Annotated in this window: 15 protein-coding genes, 1 other RNA gene and 1 pseudogene; 8 read left to right on the forward strand and 9 right to left on the reverse strand. The window is 65.2% G+C overall.

Translation table 11 applies throughout. The annotated features are described in order from the left end of the window. Positions 1–91: 91 nt before the first annotated feature. The 7 genes from BJ6T_RS05825 to BJ6T_RS05855 form a co-directional block, all read right to left on the reverse strand. Positions 92–1,219, reverse strand: a complete 1,128-nt coding sequence (locus BJ6T_RS05825; protein WP_014491369.1) for a muconate cycloisomerase family protein — start codon at positions 1,217–1,219, stop codon at positions 92–94. Next, entirely contained in the window at positions 1,216–1,971 is a 756-nt protein-coding gene (locus tag BJ6T_RS05830) for an SDR family NAD(P)-dependent oxidoreductase (protein WP_014491370.1), read from the reverse strand. The genes BJ6T_RS05825 and BJ6T_RS05830 overlap by 4 nt, the downstream gene beginning before the upstream one ends. Continuing rightward, on the reverse strand, positions 1,971–2,777 hold the full coding sequence (locus BJ6T_RS05835) for an amino acid ABC transporter ATP-binding protein (RefSeq protein ID WP_014491371.1): 807 nt from the start codon (positions 2,775–2,777) through the stop codon (positions 1,971–1,973). The genes BJ6T_RS05830 and BJ6T_RS05835 overlap by 1 nt, the downstream gene beginning before the upstream one ends. Beyond that, a complete protein-coding gene (locus BJ6T_RS05840) occupies positions 2,774–3,436 on the reverse strand; it encodes an amino acid ABC transporter permease (RefSeq protein WP_014491372.1) in 663 nt (220 codons plus the stop codon). Before BJ6T_RS05840 ends, BJ6T_RS05835 begins: the two co-directional genes overlap by 4 nt. Positions 3,437–3,557: 121 nt before the next feature. Then, the gene (locus tag BJ6T_RS05845) at positions 3,558–4,406 is read right to left on the reverse strand and encodes a transporter substrate-binding domain-containing protein (protein WP_028148999.1); all 849 of its coding nucleotides are present in this window, start codon (positions 4,404–4,406) and stop codon (positions 3,558–3,560) included. A gap of 441 nt (positions 4,407–4,847) precedes the next feature. After that, the gene (locus tag BJ6T_RS05850; protein WP_014491374.1) at positions 4,848–6,329 is read right to left on the reverse strand and encodes a catalase; all 1,482 of its coding nucleotides are present in this window, start codon (positions 6,327–6,329) and stop codon (positions 4,848–4,850) included. 56 nt (positions 6,330–6,385) lie between these two features. Next, a complete protein-coding gene (locus BJ6T_RS05855; RefSeq protein ID WP_014491375.1) occupies positions 6,386–7,027 on the reverse strand; it encodes an HD domain-containing protein in 642 nt (213 codons plus the stop codon). A 103-nt stretch (positions 7,028–7,130) separates the two neighbouring features. Between BJ6T_RS05855 and BJ6T_RS05860 the strand changes: the two are divergent. The 6 genes and pseudogenes from BJ6T_RS05860 to BJ6T_RS05880 all read left to right on the forward strand — a co-directional run bounded on the left by BJ6T_RS05860 (position 7,131) and on the right by BJ6T_RS05880 (position 11,763). Next, a pseudogene (locus BJ6T_RS05860) lies at positions 7,131–8,134 on the forward strand (GlxA family transcriptional regulator). A 106-nt stretch (positions 8,135–8,240) separates the two neighbouring features. Beyond that, an RNA gene (ffs, locus tag BJ6T_RS42795) (signal recognition particle sRNA small type) lies at positions 8,241–8,337 on the forward strand. Positions 8,338–8,431: 94 nt separating this feature from the next. After that, a complete protein-coding gene (locus tag BJ6T_RS05865; RefSeq protein WP_014491377.1) occupies positions 8,432–10,252 on the forward strand; it encodes a DNA polymerase III subunit gamma/tau in 1,821 nt (606 codons plus the stop codon). 122 nt (positions 10,253–10,374) lie between these two features. After that, the gene (locus tag BJ6T_RS05870) at positions 10,375–10,695 is read left to right on the forward strand and encodes a YbaB/EbfC family nucleoid-associated protein (RefSeq protein ID WP_014491378.1); all 321 of its coding nucleotides are present in this window, start codon (positions 10,375–10,377) and stop codon (positions 10,693–10,695) included. Between the two features lies 1 nt (position 10,696). After that, entirely contained in the window at positions 10,697–11,299 is a 603-nt protein-coding gene (gene recR / locus BJ6T_RS05875; protein ID WP_014491379.1) for a recombination mediator RecR, read from the forward strand. A 26-nt stretch (positions 11,300–11,325) separates the two neighbouring features. Beyond that, positions 11,326–11,763 (forward strand): hypothetical protein, encoded by a 438-nt coding sequence (locus BJ6T_RS05880; protein ID WP_014491380.1) that lies wholly within the window; start codon positions 11,326–11,328, stop codon positions 11,761–11,763. 116 nt (positions 11,764–11,879) lie between these two features. Here BJ6T_RS05880 and BJ6T_RS05885 read toward each other — a convergent pair whose 3' ends face one another. Together BJ6T_RS05885 and BJ6T_RS05890 are read right to left on the reverse strand one after the other, a co-directional pair. Further along, complete coding sequence (locus tag BJ6T_RS05885) at positions 11,880–13,244, reverse strand: AmpG family muropeptide MFS transporter (protein WP_014491381.1); 1,365 nt, start codon at positions 13,242–13,244, stop codon at positions 11,880–11,882. A gap of 191 nt (positions 13,245–13,435) precedes the next feature. Next, the gene (locus BJ6T_RS05890) at positions 13,436–14,635 is read right to left on the reverse strand and encodes a DNA recombination protein RmuC (RefSeq protein WP_014491382.1); all 1,200 of its coding nucleotides are present in this window, start codon (positions 14,633–14,635) and stop codon (positions 13,436–13,438) included. Positions 14,636–14,806: 171 nt separating this feature from the next. Between BJ6T_RS05890 and def the strand changes: the two genes are divergently transcribed. Then, on the forward strand, positions 14,807–15,331 hold the full coding sequence (def, locus tag BJ6T_RS05895; protein WP_014491383.1) for a peptide deformylase: 525 nt from the start codon (positions 14,807–14,809) through the stop codon (positions 15,329–15,331). Positions 15,332–15,590: 259 nt separating this feature from the next. Further along, the gene (gene fmt, locus BJ6T_RS05900) at positions 15,591–16,514 is read left to right on the forward strand and encodes a methionyl-tRNA formyltransferase (protein ID WP_014491384.1); all 924 of its coding nucleotides are present in this window, start codon (positions 15,591–15,593) and stop codon (positions 16,512–16,514) included. Positions 16,515–16,536 lie beyond the last annotated feature (22 nt).

The raw sequence follows: 16,536 nt of genomic DNA on the forward strand, positions 1-16,536 counted from the left end.
CGAAGATGCGTGGTGACCAGCTCGCGCGAAAACCACTTCCTGTGGTTATGGATTCCGGGTTCGCGCTTTGCGCGCCCCGGAATGACGGAAACTACGCCTCCGCAAGCACCCGCGCATTGGCGCGGATGGAGGCCTCGCTGACGCGGATGCCGAGACCCGGGCCGTCGGGCACCACGACATGGCCGGCGCGGTTGGCAACGCGCTCTTCCAGCACGTCCTCGGTCAGCACGTGATGCGGCATGTAGAATTCGCAGCCGAGCGAGATGCCCGGCGTTGCCGCGATCAGCTGCGTCCCGGCGGCAAGCCCGATGCCGCCCTCCCACAGCGTGCCGCCATAGCCGGGCAGGCCGGCGATGTCGGCGATCGCCATGATCGCCTGCGCCTCGAACAGGCCGCCGGCCTTCATCAGCTTGACCGAGACGGCATCGGCGGCCTCGCGGCGCACCACCTCCATCATGTCGCGGCGGTCGAAGCAGCTTTCGTCGGCGAGAACGGGTGTTTCCAGCGCCGCGGTGAGCTGCGCCATCACGTCGAGAAATTTGCGCGGCACCGGCTGCTCGATGAAGGTCGGCGCGAATTCCTCGACATCGCGCAAAATCTTGATCGCGCCGAACGGCGCCAGCGCCTGGTTGTAATCGACGCGCAGATCGACCTTGTCGCCGAATTCCTTGCGGATCGCTTCGAGATGATCGAGGTCCTCGCGATGCGGTTTTACGCCGGTCTTGACCTTGTAGATGACGTTGCCGTCCGGAACCATTTTTCGCATGCGTTCGAGATCGGCGGCGAAATCGGGATCGGCGATGGAGAAGGAGAGGGGAATCGTGTCTCGCACGCGGCCGCCGAGCAGGTCGGCGACCGACAATCCCGACGATTTGCCGACGATGTCGAGCAGCGCCATCTCGATCGCGACCTTGGCCTCGGCATGACCGACCAGCGCGCGGTCGAACTCGGCCATCAGCGCGCGGATGCGGCGCACGGGTTTGCCGAGCAAGATCGGTCGCAGATAGATGTCGAGCGCGGAGAAGGCCGCTTCCGGCGTCCCCGTGAACACTTCCCACGGAGCTGCTTCGCCCCAGCCGATCACACCGTCGCTGGCGGTGAGCTCGATCAGCACGCGCTTCACCGTACCCTTGACGTTGCCGACGCCCTGGAGGCGCGCCATCTTGATCGGGCTCTCGATCAGGAACAGCCTGATGCGTTCGACGGTCGCTTCGGTCATGTCAGGCCTCCATTGACGTGCCAGACCTGGCCGGTGACGTAGGATGCCTTCGGCGATGCCAGGAAGGCGATGATCTCGGCCACTTCTTCCGGTCGCCCGCGGCGGCGCATCGGGATCAGCGCTTCGGTGGTCGCGATCTGCTCGGGCGAGAGCCGGCTCTCGCTCGGCTTGTCCTTGATGATGAGGCCGGGTGACACAGCATTGACGGTGATGCCGTCCTTTGCGAGCTCGATCGCGGTGAGACGCACCAGCGCTTCGAGCGCGGAGCGGCTTGCCGCCGTTGCGGCAAAGGGTGCGAATTCCGGCCGTATCGCATGCGCGACGAAAGAGGAGACCGCCACGATCCGCGCATCGCGCCCGTCACGCAGCAGCGGCAGCGCGGCGTCGACCAGCCGCGTGAAGGCCAGTGCAGACTCGTCCATCGCCTGCCGGAATTGATCCGCCGGCGTGCCGATCGCGCTGCCGCGGCGGGCATGACCGCCGACCAGGATCAATCCGTCGAGCCGTCCGAAAGTGCGTTGCGCGGCGGCGACGGCGTCGGTGACGGCTGCTTCTTCGGCGAGATCGCCCAGGCATTTTGCGACGGCGGTGCCTTTTGCTTCGGCTTCGGCCGCGGCGGCATCGAGACCTTCCGTGTTCGAGCGGGTGTGGAGCAGAAGCGCGGTGCCGGGCGCCGCGAGCAGCTTTGCGGTGGCGCGGCCGATGCCGCTGGCGGCGCCGGTGACGAGATAGGCGCGATCGATATCAGGCATCACGGTGCTACGTTGGCCGGCGGCAACGCGCCGGTGCGGTGGAAATGGCTGAGGAAGGCGCGCGTCGCGGCCTCCTGCGGATTGTCGATCACCTGCCGCGCCGGACCTTCCTCGACCACGATTCCGTCGCGCATGAAGGTGAGGCGGTCGGCGACCTCGCGGGCGAAGGCGATCTCATGGGTCACGATCACCATGGTCATGCCTTCCGAGGCCAGCCGCTGCATGACGGCGAGCACCTCGCCGACGAGTTCGGGATCGAGCGCCGAGGTGGCCTCGTCGAACAGCATCACGTCCGGCTCCATCGCCAGCGCACGCGCGATCGCGACGCGCTGCTTCTGCCCGCCCGACAGCGTCGCCGGATATTGATCGGCCTTTTCCGCAAGGCCTACCTTGGCAAGCTGCGCGCGCGCGAGCTTCTCGGCGTCCGCCTTGGCCATGCGGCGCACGGTGACGGGGCCCTCCATGACGTTCTGAAGCGTCGTCATGTGCGGGAACAGGTTGAAGTGCTGGAACACCATGCCGGTGGTGGCGCGGAATTTGGCCAGCGTCTTCACGTCGGGGAGCTTCGAACCATCGCCGAACGCAAAGCGCGTATCGCCGACGCGGACGCTGCCGCCGTCGGGTACGACCAGCAGATTGATGCAGCGGAGCAGTGTCGACTTGCCGGAGCCGGATGGGCCGATCAGCGCCACAACGCCCCCCTTGGCCACGTCGAGGCTGATGTTCTTCAAAACCTCGTTGCTGCCGAAGCTCTTGCGAAGGCTGCGGATCTCGATCTTCGAAGTGTTCCTGGATGGCTCGCTCATTCGCTGACCGCCAGTCGCTTCTCGCCGCGGCGGACGATGATGGTCAGGGGAATCAGGATCGCCGCATAGGCGACCGCGACCGCGGTGTAGGTCTCCAGCGGCCGGTAGCTGTCATGGGCGGCGACCTGGCTCTGGTAGACGAGGTCGGGCACGGCGAGCACCGAAACCAGCGAGGTGTTCTTGAACTGGATGATCGACTGGTTCATCAGCGCCGGGATCATGCGCTTGATCGCCTGCGGCAGCACGATGCGCCGCATGCCCTGGCCGGGCGTCATTCCGAGCGCGGCGCCTGCTTCCGACTGGCCCTTGTCGATCGAGATGATGCCGCCGCGGATGATCTCGGAATAGAACGAGCCGCCATAGAGCGAGAGCGCGAGCGCCGAGGCCGTGATCGGCGTCATCTCGACGCCGGCGAGGATCGGCAGCGCGTAATAGAACCAGATCAGCTGCACCAGGATCGGCGTGCAGCGGAACGCCTCGATGAAGGTAAGGGCGACCAGACGCACCGCCTTGAAGCGCGACAGGCTGCCGAACGCGCCGAACAGGCCGAAGACGAGACCGAGCACGACGATGACCACGGTGAAGCCGACGGTGACGCCGAGCCCGTTGAGAAAGAGCCAGCGATAGCTCCAGAGGATGCCGAAGTCCCACTGATACATGCGTGTTTAACTCGTCGTGGGTGCCGTTGGCACCGTCGTTCCGGGGCGATGCAAAGCATCGAACCCGGAACCTCGAGATTCCGGGTTCTCGCTTCGCGAGCCCCGGAATGACAGTGGGAGATTACAGCGAAACGCCCGGCGGAATGTCCGCTTCGGTCACGCCCACCAGCTCCATGTTGGTGATGATCGCGTTGCGGATGAAGCCGAGGCCCTTGTTGAAGTCGATCCAGGTGTTGACGTAGTCGCGGAAGGTCTTGTCGTTCTCGCGGCGGAAGCCGGCATTCGACGTGGTGGCGAAGATCGGCGTCGGCAGCACGAACTGGCCGAGCGAAGGATTCTTCTTCAGCACGGTCAGCGACAGCATGGTGATCAGGCACTGCGCGTCGACGCGGCCGGTCTGCAGCGCGGCGGTGGCATCGTCGGCGGTCTTCAGTCGCGAGATCTGCGCCTTCGGCGTCAGGCGGCTGACGACCTGGTCGTGCGACGAGCCCTGGTCGACGGCGATCTTGACGTCGGGCGAGTTCAGCTCGGCCCAGCTCTTCGGCTTGAAGTCCTTCTTGCAGAGGATGCCGAAGGCGTTGTTGAAGACCGGCACCGAGAAGTCGACCACCAGCGCGCGCTTCGGGGTCGGGTTGAGGCCGAAGAAGATGTCGATCTTGTTGGACTGCAGATCGAGCACCGAATTGCCCCAGGTCGTCTCGGTGATCTCGAGCTCGGCTTCCATGTCGTCGGCCAGCCCTTTGGCGATGTCGATGTAGAAGCCCTTCCACTGGCCGCTGGCGAGGTCCTTCATGTAATAGGGTGCGCCGCCGCCGACCGCGCCGATCCGCATCTTCTTGGTACGGCGGATACGGGCGAAGGTCGATTCGTTGGGATCCGCTGCGGTCTGCGCCACGGCCGGTGAGGCCAGCGTGGCCGCAGCCATCGCGCCAAGTCCGACAATCGATGCGACATCACGACGTGTAACCATTTTGAGGAATCGCTTTTCTGGTTGGATGAAGGTGTTTGGTTGATCTCGCGCGAAAAATTCACCCATCAATCGGCGTCAGCCGGCTGAAAAATGCTCTGGATCGGACTTTCGCGCACCCTTTGTTTCGGTTCCGGCAGGATTTCATAGAAAGGCGCTGCCGGGCGGGCCCTGTCAAGACTCGATTGCCTGAGGGATGTGCGGGGCCTCGAAGATGGGCAGGGAGCCTATCGGCCATGACGCTTTCCGAGGCGAACGTCCGCATCTGCGCTTCGCGACAGGCGCGCCGCGGCGAGCGCGAGGGAAGGTCGGGCGAGCGCGTCGGCTCTAGCTATTTTCGCGAGAAAATTGAGAGGCTTCGGCGGTTCGCTTTAAAAATGCGAACGGCGCCCTGTCGGCGCCGTTCGCCGAAGACGGCGAGAGGTCGGTGCGGATCGACCGACCCTATTCTGCGGCCTTTTCCGTACCCTTGGCACGAACGGTCGCGAGGCGCGTCAGCGCGTCGCGGACACCGGCGCCATAGGCGGGATCGGCCTTGGCGCAGTTGGCGATGTGCCGTTCCTGGATCGGAATGGCAGCGGCGCCTACAGCACGCGCCGTGTTGTCGAACAGAGCCTGCCGCTGGGCTGCGTTCATCTTGCGAAAGAGGTCGCCGGGCTGCCGATAGTGATCGTCGTCGATGCGGTGATCCCAATGTGCGGCCGCACCATCGATCTCGAGCGGCGGCTCGTTGAGATCGGGCTGGTCCGTCCACTCGCCGCGGCTGTTCGGGAAATAGGTCGGCGTCCTCCCCTGATTGCCGTCGGTCCGCATTGCGCCATCGCGATGGTAGCTGTGATACGGGCATTTCGGCGCGTTGACGGGGATCAGATGATGGTTGACGCCGAGGCGATAGCGCGCCGCGTCCCCGTAGGAGAACAGCCTCGCCTGCAGCATCTTGTCGGGCGAGAAGCCGATGCCCGGAACGACATGGGCCGGCGAGAAGGAGGCCTGTTCGACCTCGGCGAAGACGTTTTCCGGATTGCGGTTCAGCTCGAAAGTGCCGACCTCGATCAGCGGGAAGTCCGCCTTCGGCCAGACCTTGGTCAGGTCGAACGGGTTGAAGGCAAACGCCTTCGCCTGATCGTCGGTCATGATCTGCACGAACATCGTCCAGCGCGGGAAATCGCCGCGTTCGATGCTCTCGAACAGGTCGCGCTGGTGAGTCTCGCGGTCCTTGCCGATGAGGGCTTCGGCCTCGGCGTCGGTCAGGTTTTCGATGCCCTGCTGCGTCCGGAAGTGAAACTTCACCCAGGTCCGCTCATTGGCGGCATTGATGAAGCTGTAGGTATGGCTGCCGAAGCCATGCATGTGCCTGAAGCTCCTGGGGAGGCCACGCTCGCTCATCACGATGGTGACCTGGTGCAGAGCCTCCGGCAACAACGTCCAGAAATCCCAATTGTTGTCGGCGCTGCGCATCCCGGTCCGGGGATCGCGCTTGATGGCGTGATTGAGGTCGGGAAAGCGCAAGGGATCGCGGAAGAAGAACACGGGCGTGTTGTTGCCCACCATGTCCCAATTGCCTTCCTCGGTGTAGAACTTCAGCGCAAAGCCGCGGATGTCGCGTTCGGCGTCGGCTGCGCCGCGCTCGCCCGCCACCGTCGAGAAGCGCGCGAACATCGGCGTGACCTTGCCGATCTCCGAGAAGATCCTGGCCTTGCTATAGCGGGAGATGTCATGGGTGACCGTGAAGGTCCCGAAGGCGCCGGATCCCTTGGCGTGCATGCGTCGCTCGGGAATCACCTCGCGATCGAAGTGAGCCAGCTTCTCGATCAGCCAGACATCCTGCAACAATGCGGGGCCGCGACGGCCGGCGGTCATGATGTTGAGATTGTCGCTGACGGGAGCGCCGGTCGCGTGCGTGAGATGGGGTCGTTTGTCGCTCATGTCGTAAGTCCTGGTCGATGATTGGGGCGGGGATTCGCAACGGCAGCGAATTGCGTTCAGCCGTGCCAATGCGAGTTGCGGATGACGCTGCAGAAATTGCCACGATGGAAATGCGGCTCCTTGTCGGCGATGACGTCGGCCTTGACGTTGCCGAACGTCGTATCAGGCCGATGTTTGATGCCGTCGTAGAAGGCCTGGATGATGTCTTCCTTGAAATGCGCTGTGCGCGGAAACGCCTTCACGACCGCCTCGCGCTCCGCGTCGGAATATTCGCCGTAGGTGAGCCCGAGCACGTCCATCTCGACACCCGCGGTCACCAGCGCGACGACGGGGTGCATGTGCTGAGGGACGCCCGGCGTCGTGTGCAGGGCGATCGCGGTCCACACCGTGTAAGCGTCGGCTTCCGAAATGCCGTGGCTGCGCAGGAAGTCGCGCGCGGCGTGCGCGCCGTCGACCTCGAACCGCTCGTGCTGGCTGCCATGGCCCGGCATCAGGCCGATGTCGTGAAACATCGCGCCGGCGTAAAGCAGCTCGCGGTCGAAGGTCAGCCCACGGCGGACGCCGGCCATCGCGCCGAACTGGTAGACGCGGCTGGAATGGTTGAAGAGCAAATCCGTTTCGGTGTCGCGGATGTATTCGGTGATGGCACGCGCCAGCTTGCTGTCGGGAATGACGGCGGCCTCGGTGATTTCTGACATGGGCAGCTCCTGAAATTTCGATCGCGTTCAATGTAAATCCGGGCTACGTTGTCTTAAATCGACGTAATACGTCTAAAACGGACAAATCCGGATCGAGGCGGACATGGGCGCAAAGCCGAAACCAAGGACGGTTGTGATCGTGGCGCTGCCAGGGGTGCAGCTGCTCGATGTCGCAGGGCCGCTCGACGTGTTCGCCGAGGCGAACGTCCAGGCCGGCTATCCCGCCTATGCGCTGTTCGTGGCGGGCGCGGAGCCGGGGCCGATCCGCAGCTCCTCAGGTATCCGGCTGATGCCCGACCGAATCGTCGACCGCGACTTCCAGGAGCCCATCGACACCTTGCTGGTGGCAGGATGCCCGAACGCGGCCGAAGTCCCGGCGGATGGGAGCGTGATCGACTGGCTGCGGCGGGGCGAGCTTCGCGGACCCGCAGATTCGGCTCGGTGTGCAGCGGGGCCTTCTTCCTTGCCGCCGCCGGTCTCCTCGATGGCAGGCGGGTTACGACGCATTGGGCGGTCGCGGACATGCTGGCCAGCAAATTCCCGTCGGTCACCGTGGACAAGGATGCCATCTACATCACCGACGGCAAGCTTCGCACGGCCGCCGGCGTGACCGCAGGGCTCGACCTCGCGCTGGCACTGGTCGAGGAGGATCTCGGGCGCGATACGGCCATGAAGGTCGCAAGCCAGCTCGTGATGTTCTTCAAGCGCCCGGGTGGGCAGATGCAGTTCACCCGCAAGGGCGAGGCTGTTCCCGCCGGCCGCGCCGCATTGCAGGAGCTGCAGCGCTGGGTCGCCGCCAACCCCTCGCTCGACCACAGCGTTGCGAGCCTGGCGACGCGCATGGAGCTCAGCCCGAGGCATTTTGCACGGCTGTTCCGCGCCGAGGTGGGCGTCACGCCTGCGACCTGGGTCGAGGAAGCCCGCGTCAATGCCGCGAGGCGGCTGCTCGAGTTTGGCAATGAAGCCCCGAAGCAGGTGGCGCTCCATTGTGGATTCGCCGATGCCGATACGCTGCGTCGCGCGTTCAATCGTCACGTCGGCGTGACGCCCGCCGAGTATCGCAAGCGGTTTGCGCGAATCACGGAGGTTCCAGCTCGCCAGCACTGAGCCGGCTTCCGCGTCCAAATGGGCCGGCGGGGGCCCTCCAGCGGGGTGTGCGGGACCTACGGATACCCGCTTGCTTTCCCGACCTTTTGGCCCCAAATAGGGACCGGGAGATTGGCGGTGGACGAGCCACTCGCCAACCGGGTCAGGTCCGGAAGGAAGCAGCCCTAACGAGGTCCGGATCGGGTCGCTCGTCAGTCTCCTACCTGTTTTTCCGAGCGAATTGCGCCGGCGGGCTTCCCGCCAGCGCGCTCCTTTCCGCAATAGCAGGGCGAAAGACATTCCATTGCGGATCGACCGATGACCGACGCTGGCGCCCCTCCCAACCCCGATAGCGCCGGCCAGGCCAGCACGCCCTACCGGGTGCTGGCGCGCAAATACCGGCCCTCCAGCTTCGACGATCTGATCGGCCAGGAGGCCGTGGTCCGCACCGTCTCGAACGCGTTCGAGACCGGGCGCATTCCGCAGGCCTGGATCCTCACCGGCGTCCGCGGCGTCGGCAAGACCACCACCGCGCGTATCCTTGCCCGTGCGCTCAACTACGAGATGCCGGATGGATCGGTGAAGGGCCCGACCATCCACATGCCGACGTTAGGGGTGCATTGCCAGGCGATCATGGAAAGCCGGCACATGGACGTGCTGGAGATGGACGCGGCCTCGCATACGGGCGTCGACGACGTCCGCCAGATCAATGACAGCGTGCGCTACGCGCCGGCCAGCGCCCGCTACAAGGTCTACATCATCGACGAAGTCCACATGCTGTCGACGGCGGCGTTCAACGCCTTCCTGAAGACGCTGGAGGAACCGCCGGAGCACGCCAAATTCGTGTTCGCGACCACCGAGATCCGCAAGGTTCCGGTCACCGTGCTGTCGCGTTGCCAGCGTTTTGACCTGCGCCGGGTCGAGGCCGACGTGTTGATGAAGCACCTCGCCAATATCGCGGCGAAGGAGAGCGTCGAGATCGAGCCGGAGGCGCTCGGCATCATCGCGCGCGCCGCGGAAGGCTCGGTGCGCGACTCTCTGTCGCTGCTCGACCAGGCGATCGCACACGCGGCAGGCACCGTGAAGGCGGATGCGGTCCGGCAGATGCTGGGGCTCGCCGACCGCACCCGCGTCATCGACCTGTTCGATTCGCTGGCGCGCGGCGACATCGCGAGCGCCTTCAGGGAGTTCCGCGATCAGTACGACGTCGGCGCCGATCCGATCGTCGTGCTGTCGGACCTTGCCGAGTTCGTCAATTTCGTCACCCGCGTGAAGATCGTGCCGGCGACCGCCGACAACGTCGCCTATGGCGAGACCGAGCGCGTGCGCGCGCGGGACTTCGCCTCGAAGATCTCGATGCGCGTGCTGTCGCGGATGTGGCAGATGCTGCTCAAGGGCATCACCGAGGTGCAGGCTGCGACGCGCCCCGCAGCAGCCGCCGAGATGGTGCTGGTGCGCATCGCCTATGTCGCCGATCTGCCGACGCCGGACGAAGCGATCAAGATGCTGGAGCAGAACGGCGGCGGCTCGCCGGTCGTGGGCGGCGGAAGTGCCGCGCGCAGCGGTGCGCCGGGTGCGCCGGTGGCCTCGGCGGCGCCCATGCGCGCGCCGACCTCGTCGCCGTCCGGGTTCGGCGGCGGCGCTGCCCGGCCGCAGATGGCGGCGCCCGCGCCGGATCCGCAAGGGGCCGCGCCCCAGCTGCGCATCACGAGCTTCACCCAGCTCGTAGCGGTCGCCGGGCAGAAGCGCGATCTCATGACCAAGGGCGCGCTCGAAGGCGACATGCGCCTCGTCCGTTTCGAGGAGGGCCGGCTGGAAGTCGCGCTCGAGCCCAACGCCTCCAAGACCATGATCTCCGAGCTCGCGCGAAAATTTGAGCTCTGGACCGGCCGGCGCTGGACCGTGATCGTCTCCAACGAGCAGGGCCAGCCGACGCTGCGTTCGGTGAACCAGGCGGCGAAGCAGGAACATGCGCGCTCCGCCGAAGCCGATCCGCGCGTGCAGGAGGTGCTGTCGCGTTTTCCCGGTGCGAAGGTCGTCGAGGTCCGCAGGCTTGCCCCCGAGGCGCCGGAAACCAATATGAATGCGGACTATGGCAGTGACGATCCGCCCGATGGTTCCGACGGCGACGATCTCTAGAGCATGATCCGGACCCGAAGGCCGCGTCACGCAAAGTGTGAAGCGGCTTTCCGATCAGATCACGTTCAAACCAAAAGTTAAGGCGCGATGACGAGTCATCGCGCCAACCAAGGACAGCACCGATGGTCGATATTTTCGGCATGATGAAGCAGGCGCAGCAGCTGCAATCCAAGATGCAGGAGATGCAGGATCAGCTCTCCAACGTCGAGGTCGAAGGCATTTCCGGCGGCGGTCTCGTCGCCGTGCGCATGACCGCGAAGATGGACGTGAAGGGCATCAAGATCGATCCCTCGCTGATGAAGCCGGAAGAGCGCGAGGTGCTCGAGGACCTGCTCGTCACCGCACTCGGTGAAGCCCGCCGCAAGGCCGAGACGGCCGTGCAGGAGAAGATGCAGGCGCTCACGGGCGGGCTCAGCCTGCCGCCGGGTATGTTCGGCCAATAAGATGGGTTCGGTTGCAGGTCCCGAAATCGAGCGGCTGGTCCAGCTTCTCGCACGGCTGCCGGGCTTGGGCCCGCGCTCCGCGCGGCGTGCGGCGCTGCATCTGATCAAGAAGCGCGAAGCGCTGATGATGCCGCTGTCTTCGGCGCTGCAGGTCGCGCTCGACAAGGTCCAGGTCTGCAAGACCTGCGGCAACATCGACACGCAAAATCCCTGCACCGTCTGCACCGATCCGAAGCGCGATCCCGCAATCATCGTCGTGGTCGCCGATGTCGCCGACCTCTGGGCGCTGGAGCGGGCCAATGCGACCCAGGGCCGCTATCACGTGCTGGGCGCGACCTTGTCGCCGCTCGACGGCGTCGGCCCGCAGGATCTCACCATCGACGCGCTGGTCGCGCGCGCGCATGCTGCCGAGGTGCATGAGATCATCCTGGCGCTGAACGCGACGGTCGACGGCCAGACCACGGCGCACTACATCACCGACCTGCTTCAGGACGCCAACGTAAAAGTAACCCGGCTGGCCCATGGTGTGCCGGTCGGTGGCGAGCTTGATTATCTCGACGAAGGTACGCTATCGGCCGCCATGCGGCAGCGGACCCTGTTCTAGCCATCCAGACTTACGGAACGGACGACATGACGAAACTTTTCGCCACACGATCGGCTTTGGTCGCGACGTTGATGCTGCTGGCGACGCCGGCCATCTGCGCGCAGCAGGACGACGGGGCGCCGCCGCCGCCGAAGCCCGGCAAGCCGATCAATGCCGGCGAGGTGCTCTCGGGCGAATTGAACGCAATGAAGGTGCGCGACGTCAAGAACGCCGGCAAGCGGATTGCGATGTACCAGATCACCTCCGAGCCGCGTCGCCTGCCGGCGCCGAACGGGCTGTGCAATCTCGAGACTGGTCCCGAGACGTTCCAGCTCGTCACCTCCAGCGACGCACAGGCCACGCAGCTGAAATCGTTCGTCGGCAAGGAGATCTCGGTCAAGGTCGACGAAGTCGCCTGCGCCAGCGATCCCGGCCAGATGAGCGAAGCCGTGATCACGAAGTGGAGCTTGATCAGGAAGCAATAGGGCATCAGATCGAGATGCTGTAGGGTGGGCAAAGCGAAGCGTGCCCACCGCTTCCGTCGAATGCTGGGAAAGATCGTGGGCACGGCGCAAGTGCGCCTTTGCCCCCTACGAGACCGCTAAACCCTCACCGGCCCCAGCGTCTCGAAGTGCCCGCGCTTCTGCAGCCAGGCCAGCAGCAACAGGCTCGGGATCGCCACCAGCACGCAGATCACGAAGAACAGCGGCCAGCCCGTCGTGTCCGCCACGAAGCCCGCACTTGCTGACAGATATGTGCGCCCGACCGCCGCAAGCGCGGTGAGCAGCGCGTATTGCGTCGCCGTGTGCAGCGGATTCTGGCACAGCGCGGAGAGATAGGCGACGAAGATCACGGTGCCGATGGCGCTGGTGAAGTTCTCGCAGGTGATGGCGAAGGCCAGCGCCCATTGGCTGGTGCCGACGAATGCCAGCCATGAGAAGGAGAGGTTGGCGAGCGCCTGCACCACGCCGCCGATCCACAGGCTGGTCGCCAGCGAATAGCGCCGCGCGAGGAAGCCGCCGGCAAAGCCGCCGATCAGCGTTGCCGCGAGGCCGACGCCCTTCACGATCGCCGCATAATCGTTGCGGGAGAAGCCGAGGTCGATCACGAACGGCGCGGTCATCGTGCCGGAGAAGGCATCGGTGAACTTGAACAGCACGACGAAGGCGAGCGCCGCGAGCGCGTCCTTGCGCGTCAGGAATTCCGAGAAGGCTCCGATCGCCGCGTGCAGCACGCGCGCGAACGCCGTCTCGGTTTGTGTCGCGGCTTCCGCCCGCACCGATTGCTCGGGCTCGGTCGCAGCCAGCGCGGTAATCGTGCCGATCAGCACCATCGCCGCCATCACCACATAGCCCCACATCCAGGCCGACGCGCGCGGAATGCCGGTGCCCTCGAAGCCGGACACGATGAACAGCGCGCCCGCGGTCGAGACCAACATGCCGATGCGATAGGCGGCGACATAGGAAGCCATTCCGGCGGCCTGCTCGCTCTCCGGCAGGCTCTCGACGCGGAAGGCGTCGACCACGATGTCCTGCGTCGACGATGTTGTCGCCACCAGCAGTGCACCGAGCGCGACGTAGAACGGCGAGCGCGCGGGATCGGTCAGCGCCAGCAGCAGGATCGCGATGATCAGCAGCAACTGCGAGAACAGCAGCCAGCCGCGCCGCCGTCCGAACGCGCGGGTAAACAGCGGCACATGCAGCGCATCCACCAGCGGCGCCCACAGGAATTTCAGCGTGTAGGGCGTGCCGACCAGCGCAAATAGCCCGATGGTCTTGAGATCGACCCCGGCCTCGCGCATCCACACCAGGAGCGTCGAGCCCGACAGCGCCAGCGGCAGCCCGGACGAGAAGCCGAGGAACAGCACGATCAGCACCCGCGGTTGCAGGTACACGGCCAGGCCGTCGCGCCAGGAGGTAGGGGCCGTGTCGGGGCTGGCAGGGGAGGTCGCGTCGGGTGCGGTCATGGGGAGGTGTTAGCAGATTCTGAAGGAAAAGCCTCGTGGTAGCCGGTGAGGCGGGAGACGCCTCAACACCCTCGGTGTCATCGTCCGCGAAGGCGAACGATCCAGTAATCACCAGCGCCTCGATCCAATCACGGCTGCCACGGCGTACTGGATACCCCGCCTTCGCGGGGTATGACAGTGTGCCTCAAAACTCACTCTCCCGCCTGGAGCTTCCTCGGGAACAGCTCCGCGGCACCTGCCGCCACCAGATGCGGACCCTCCGGCGCATCGGTCTTGCTGAAATCGAGCTCCTCGATTCGCCTGGCGCGCTTCTCGATCTTGTCGGCGGAGATCAGCACCTGTCGGACGTCCTCGTTCGCATCGGCAAAATGCTTCTGCAATTTCAGCACGCGGTCGCGCAGGCGTCCCAAATCGTCGCCGAGCTTGATCACCTCGGTGCGGATCTGGTCGGCGGCGTCGCGCATGCGCGCGTCTTTCATGATCTGCTGCATCACCTGGATCGCGAGCATCAGCAGCGACGGCGACACCAGCACGACGCGGGCGCGATAGGCCTTCTGGATCACGTCGTCGAAACCGTCATGAATCTCGGCATAGACCGATTCCGACGGCACGAACATCAGCGCCGTCTCCTGGGTCTCGCCGGCGACGAGATATTTGTCGGCGATGTCGCTGACATGCTTCATCACGTCGCCGCGCAGCCGCTGCGTGGCGACGCGCCGCTCCTCGTCGGTGCGGGCGTCGTGCAGCGCGGTCATCGCCTCCAGCGGAAATTTTGCGTCGATGCAGAGCGGGCGCTGGTCGGGCAGGAACACCACGCAATCCGGCCGCTTTCCGGTCGAGAGCGTGAACTGGAACTCGTAGGCGCCCTTCGGCAAGCCGTCCTGGACGATCGCCTCCATCCGCGCCTGGCCGAAGGCGCCGCGTGACTGCTTGTTGGCGAGCACGTCGCGCAGGGTCGTCACCTGTGTGGTGAGGTCGGTGAGGTTCTTGTGCGCGTTGTCGATGATGCCGAGCCGCTCGTGTAGCGCGCGCAGGCTCTCCATGGTGTTGCGGGTCGAATGTTCCATGGACTGGCCGACCCGATGGGTCACCGAATCCAGCCGCTCGTTGACCGCGCGCGCCATGTCGGCCTGGCGGCCGGCCAGCGCCTGGGTCATGGCGTCGGCCCGGCCGGCAGCTTCGCTCTGGGCGCGCAGCACTTGGCTGAGGCGCTCCTCGAGCTCGTCGGCGCGGATGGCATTGGCCATGGCGAGTTCCGCACCGCGCCGTCCCGAGCGCGCGATCACCACCGCGATCACCACCAGCAGGATGACGATGAGGGCGCCGAACCCGATCAGCGCATCGATGGTGCGGACCGGCCAGTCGCCAGCCAGGAAAATGATCTCGTTCATGGCGGCCGTTGTAGCCGATTCGACACCCTCCGCGAACGAATAGCGAACATTTATGGTTAACAGCCCCCTAATTTTTATGGTTAACGAAACCTGAAGTTTTATGGTTAGCGGAGGGTTAACGGAGTTCCTCGCCGCATTGACCGCATCCGGCATGCGGCTTAAATCGCGGCCATGGCCCTCAGAGAAATCATCATCCTGCCCGACAAGCAGCTGCGTCTGGTCTCCAAGCCGATCGAGAAGGTCACGACGGAGATCCGCAAGCTTGCCGACGACATGTTCGAGACCATGTACGACGCGCCCGGCATCGGGCTCGCGGCGATCCAGATCGCGCAGCCCTTGCGGCTGATCACCATGGACCTCGCCAAGCCTGACCCGGACGGCGAGACCAAGCCGGAGCCGCGCGTCTTCATCAACCCTGAAATCATCGCATCCTCTGAAGACCTGTCGGTCTACGAGGAAGGCTGCCTCTCGATTCCCGAATATTACGAGGAGGTCGAACGTCCCGCCAAGGTGCGCGTGCGCTTCACCGATCTCGACGGAAAGGTGCATGAGGAGGATGCCGAAGGCCTCTACGCCACCTGCATCCAGCACGAGATCGACCATCTCAACGGCGTGCTGTTCGTCGACTATCTGTCAAAACTCAAGCGCGACCGCGTGATGAAGAAGTTCGAGAAAGCCGCCAAGCGCGCGGAGTGAGTTTAGGTGCTGCTCCATACTCCGCTGAGCTCCCTGCCCCCTTGCGGGGAGGGCATAGGCCGCCTTCGGCGGCCGTCCTTTAGATGGACGCCGAAGCGAAGCTTCGGCTATGGGAGAGGGGTAGCCCAGCAAAAGGCGCTTGTCGTTTGCGAGTGCCAACAACAGGCGCCCGCGCTCATATACCGAGAGAGCGCGTCGTGTGGCACCCCTCTCCCTAGCCCTCCCCCGCAAGGGGGAGGGAACGCAGCGAGTTCCGTTGATGCCCCTCCGCCTGATCTTCATGGGCACGCCCGATTTCTCCGTGCCGACGCTGCTCGAGCTGGTCTCGCATGGCCACGAGATCGCGGCGGTCTATACCCGCGCGCCAAAGCCCGGCGGGCGGCGCGGCCTGCAATTGCAGCCGACCCCGGTCGAGGAAGCCGCGCGGAAGCTCGGCGTGCCCGTGCTGACGCCGAAGTCGTTGAAGACGCCCGAAGCGCTCGACGAGTTTCGTGCCTTCGACGCCGATGCCGCGGTCGTCGTCGCCTATGGCATGATCCTGCCGCAGGCGATCCTCGATGCGCCGAAGCTCGGCTGTTACAATCTGCACGCCTCGCTGCTGCCGCGCTGGCGCGGCGCCGCGCCGATCAACCGCGCGATCATGGAAGGTGATGCCGAGAGCGGCGTGATGGTGATGAAGATGGATGTCGGCCTCGACACCGGCGACGTCGCCATGGCCGAGCGCATCGCGATTCCCGACAACATGACCGCGGTCGATCTGCATGACCGTCTCTCCCGGCTCGGTGCCGATCTGATGGTGCGCGCGATGGCCGCGCTCGCCCGCGGCGGGCTCCAGCTCAAAAAGCAGAGCGAGGATGGCGTCACCTACGCCGCCAAGATCGACAAGGCCGAAGCCCGGATCGACTGGACCAGGCCCGCGCGCGCCGTGCTGCGCCACATCCATGGCCTGTCGCCGTTTCCCGGCGCCTGGGCCGAGCTCGAGAATGCGCGCGTGAAAATCCTGCGCTGCGAGCTGGCCAAAGGATCGGGCGAGCCTGGTGCGGTGCTGGACGATCAGCTCACCATCGCCTGCGGCGAGGAGGCGATCCGCATCGTCGAGCTCCAGCGCGAGGGCAAGGGCCGGATGCAGGCCGCGGACTTCTTACGCGGCGTGCCGCTGAAAGCAGGCGTCAAATTCACCTGACGCTGTCATACCCCGCGAAGGC

The sequence above is a fragment of the Bradyrhizobium japonicum USDA 6 genome (assembly GCF_000284375.1).
GTDB classification, from domain to species: domain Bacteria; phylum Pseudomonadota; class Alphaproteobacteria; order Rhizobiales; family Xanthobacteraceae; genus Bradyrhizobium; species Bradyrhizobium japonicum.

Coding starts and splice junctions, on each gene's coding strand:
- def (WP_014491383.1), top strand. CDS start 14,807: ATGGCCCTCAGAGAAATCATCATCCTGCCCGACAAGCAGCTGCGTCTG.
- BJ6T_RS05865 (WP_014491377.1), top strand. CDS start 8,432: ATGACCGACGCTGGCGCCCCTCCCAACCCCGATAGCGCCGGCCAGGCC.
- BJ6T_RS05830 (WP_014491370.1), bottom strand. CDS start 1,971: ATGCCTGATATCGATCGCGCCTATCTCGTCACCGGCGCCGCCAGCGGC.
- BJ6T_RS05880 (WP_014491380.1), top strand. CDS start 11,326: ATGACGAAACTTTTCGCCACACGATCGGCTTTGGTCGCGACGTTGATG.
- BJ6T_RS05885 (WP_014491381.1), bottom strand. CDS start 13,244: ATGACCGCACCCGACGCGACCTCCCCTGCCAGCCCCGACACGGCCCCT.
- BJ6T_RS05855 (WP_014491375.1), bottom strand. CDS start 7,027: ATGTCAGAAATCACCGAGGCCGCCGTCATTCCCGACAGCAAGCTGGCG.
- BJ6T_RS05835 (WP_014491371.1), bottom strand. CDS start 2,777: ATGAGCGAGCCATCCAGGAACACTTCGAAGATCGAGATCCGCAGCCTT.
- BJ6T_RS05845 (WP_028148999.1), bottom strand. CDS start 4,406: ATGGTTACACGTCGTGATGTCGCATCGATTGTCGGACTTGGCGCGATG.
- BJ6T_RS05825 (WP_014491369.1), bottom strand. CDS start 1,219: ATGACCGAAGCGACCGTCGAACGCATCAGGCTGTTCCTGATCGAGAGC.
- BJ6T_RS05890 (WP_014491382.1), bottom strand. CDS start 14,635: ATGAACGAGATCATTTTCCTGGCTGGCGACTGGCCGGTCCGCACCATC.
- recR (WP_014491379.1), top strand. CDS start 10,697: ATGGGTTCGGTTGCAGGTCCCGAAATCGAGCGGCTGGTCCAGCTTCTC.
- BJ6T_RS05870 (WP_014491378.1), top strand. CDS start 10,375: ATGGTCGATATTTTCGGCATGATGAAGCAGGCGCAGCAGCTGCAATCC.
- BJ6T_RS05840 (WP_014491372.1), bottom strand. CDS start 3,436: ATGTATCAGTGGGACTTCGGCATCCTCTGGAGCTATCGCTGGCTCTTT.
- BJ6T_RS05850 (WP_014491374.1), bottom strand. CDS start 6,329: ATGAGCGACAAACGACCCCATCTCACGCACGCGACCGGCGCTCCCGTC.
- fmt (WP_014491384.1), top strand. CDS start 15,591: ATGCCCCTCCGCCTGATCTTCATGGGCACGCCCGATTTCTCCGTGCCG.